At 61.8% G+C, this 3,022-nt stretch carries 3 protein-coding genes and 1 pseudogene; all 4 read right to left on the reverse strand.

Going from position 1 to position 3,022, the window contains the following annotated elements:
• A pseudogene (locus tag AC629_RS40890) lies at nt 1-186 on the reverse strand (group II intron reverse transcriptase/maturase); the annotation flags it as partial.
• 203 nt (nt 187-389) lie between these two features.
• Nucleotides 390-1,394: a TorF family putative porin gene (locus AC629_RS40895; protein ID WP_084810330.1), complete on the reverse strand. Its 1,005-nt coding sequence runs from the start codon at nt 1,392-1,394 to the stop codon at nt 390-392.
• Between the two features lie 418 nt (nt 1,395-1,812).
• Entirely contained in the window at nt 1,813-2,169 is a 357-nt protein-coding gene (locus tag AC629_RS40900; RefSeq protein ID WP_084810331.1) for a histone, read from the reverse strand.
• Between the two features lie 69 nt (nt 2,170-2,238).
• Nucleotides 2,239-3,022 (reverse strand): heterodisulfide reductase-related iron-sulfur binding cluster (locus AC629_RS40905; protein ID WP_245332160.1); only part of this gene is annotated, 784 nt, incomplete at its 5' end.

The raw sequence follows: 3,022 nt of genomic DNA on the forward strand, positions 1-3,022 counted from the left end.
TGCTTGTACTTCGGGCCAAGCGCCCTTGTTGCCCGGCGTCAGCAGTACGCTGACCTTCCTCTTGATCCGCAGCACGCTTTTCTTGGAAGGAGCCGCGCCAAGATACCATCGTCCCCCATTGCGGAAGCAGCGGGGTCCGAGCGTGTACCCAAGGAAGTCAAAGCTTTCCAATCGGGCATTCTTCACCGAGGTGGCAGGCTCCTCAGGATGAGGTCTGTCCTCGTAGCGGCATCTGAGACCCTGATGGGTGAGGAGCCGGCCGGAGACGAGCGTCTCCGGACGATGCTCTGCATCGCCGGGCGAACTATGAGGCCGAGCAATCGTACGACCCAAAGCAAACGGGCGGCAGATTGTTCTGCCGCCCTTGCCGTGTCGTTGCAGGAAGAAACTTACTTCAGGTTGGTCATCGCCGTCAGGTCGAACGACAGCTTGGCGATGCCGGCAGCGCCGCACCAGTTGGAGCCAGCACCGCCGGGGTTGATCGGGGTGACGTTGGTGGTGCCAGTGGCGTTAAACGCGCTGGTGAAGGCGTTGCAATCACCCTTGTTCAGATCGGTGTCGGAGTAACGCAGATCCAGCGTGACCACCTTGTAGGTGAAGCCGATGCCGATGTTCCAGGTGTTGTAGTCCTTGTAGGGGATACCGTTGGCGAAAACGGTGCCGGGACCGGTGCCGTAGAAGGCGTCCGACGTGCCGAACCACTGATGACCGAATTCACCCGACACGTACATGCCAACGCCCGAGGCACCGAAGGTCGTGCTGGGCGCCGTCCACTTGGCGGTCAACGAAGTGTAGTTGCCCCAGGCACCCGAGTTCAGGAAGTTCGGCGAGTAGTACTCGTTCACGCCGACCGCCCAGTTGTCGTTGATCGTGTAGTTCAGCTTGCCGTAGACTTCGAAGAAGCTGACGTCCTTCTTCATGACGTTGCCGTCGGCGAGGAAGATAGTGGTCGTGCTGACCGGGCAGACGTTACCGCCGGGAATGCCGCCGGTGAGCACGTTGTCGGCGCAGCTCCCGCCCGGATACAGGTAGCCCCAGACACCGATGTCGAAGGCGAATGCGCCGAAGGTCGGACGGATACCGCCGTAGACGTCAACCTCGGCTGCAGCGCGATTGGCGAAGGAGATGCTCTCCGCGGACACACCGGCGTAGAGCTGCAGGTCCTTGTTGATGTTGTAGCGCGGCTCGAAATAGGTGGCGACCGAAGGTTGGTGGTTCGACTGGGTGACGCCACGGAAGATGTAGTCGCTCATGACCGCGCCGCCGAAGGCGACATCCCAAGGATCGAAGGCGGGCGGCGGCGGCGCCTTCAGTGCCTTGACCGGCATGTCTGCCGCGAAAGCCGAACCCGTCACCATTGCCAGCGCCGTTGCCAACAAAGCCACTTTCTTCATTTCAATCCCCATCACCAGTTCTCACCCAGTCGATTTTCCCGGAAGCCCCCCGGGGCGTACGACCTGTCTGCAAAATTGCGTTACTGCGGCAATCTGGATTGAGGGATGTGAACGGAGAAGCCAAAATCGCAGGCATTTGCTGCCTTATTGGGCGTTCTGACGACTCTACGAAGGGTTGTCAGCCAGTGTTGCTTCTCGATCACACGATTTGCATTCCAACGCGCACGGAGCCGTCCGGGTTAGTACGGAGTCCCGCGGGCTAGTGGCGCCTGCGCCACGAATCGCAGTGGTGCGAGAACGACAACCGCCCGAGACCGCTGTGACGATGCAAACTGTGACGATGCAAAAAGGCCGCAGCGTCACCGCCGCGGCCTTCCTGTTCTCGATCGTTATCGTTGGGGTGGACCTGGCCTCTGGCCTAACCTTGCCCCTCGACCGGCGTCGATTCCGCAGAAGACGAAGGCATCGCCCAGCTTGTTTCGACGGCGGGCTCGGGAGCCGGAGCTGCCGCCGGCGCTGACGGCTTCGGCGCGGGAGCTGCCTTCGCCTTCTTCGGTGCCGCTTTCTTCGCGGCCTTCTTCGGCGCCGCCTTCTTCGCCGCAGCCTTCTTTGCTGTCTTCTTGGCGGCCCTCTTCGGCGCGGCCTTCCTGGCAGATTTCTTCGCTGTCCTCCTCGCGGACTTCTTGGCAGCCTTCTTCTTCGTCGCCTTCTTCGCCGCTACAACCTTCTTGGCCTTTTTGGCCTTCCTGCTTTTCTTCTTCTTCGCTTTCGCCATCGTGGTCCTCCTGTTGTCGCCAAACAATGGTCGATCGGGCGTCTTCAGCCGTCACCTCCGGACGAAAGCTCAGCTCGACGCGTTCAATGTCGGCCGCGACCCGCCCGTAGCCCAATCGAGAAGCTCAATCGTGTGTACGACCGGAACTGATGTGCCACTGGCAATCTGCACCATGCAGCCGATATTGCCCGCGGCAATCATGTCCGGCTTGACGCTTGCGATGTTGGCGACCTTGCGATCGCGCAACCGACCCGCAAGCTCGGGCTGGAGAATGTTGTAGGTCCCCGCCGAACCGCAACACAAATGGCTCTCCGGGACATCTTTCACCACGAATCCATTCTTGGAAAGCAATTCTTTCGGAAGGCCCGTGATTTTCTGCCCGTGCTGCAACGAACACGCGGAGTGATAGGCGACGACGATGTTGTCCTGCCGCGCGACCGGTTCGAGTCCGAGGCCGGCGATGTATTCGGTGATGTCCTTGGCGAGCGCGGACACCTTCGCCGCATCAGCCGCGAACGCGGCGTCCTCGCGCAGCAGATAGCCGTAGTCCTTGATCACGGTACCGCAGCCGGACGTCGTCACCAGGATGGCGTCGAGCCCCTCGCCCGCCACTTCCGCACCCCACGCCGTGACATTGGCGCGAGCCCGCGCCAATGCATCGTGGTCATTGCCAAGGTGATGGGTCAACGCGCCGCAACATTGCTCGTCCCTGACCAGGACGACCTCGATGCCGTGGCGGGTGAGGAGACTGATGGCGGCCTGGTTGATGCGCGGCGCCAGCACCTGCTGGGCGCAGCCCTGCAGCAGCGCGACCCGGCCGCGCTTCTTGCCACGCGCCGCGAACACGCTGCCG

It is taken from the genome of Bradyrhizobium sp. NAS80.1 (genome assembly GCF_001908205.1).
Classification (GTDB): Bacteria; Pseudomonadota; Alphaproteobacteria; order Rhizobiales; family Xanthobacteraceae; genus Bradyrhizobium.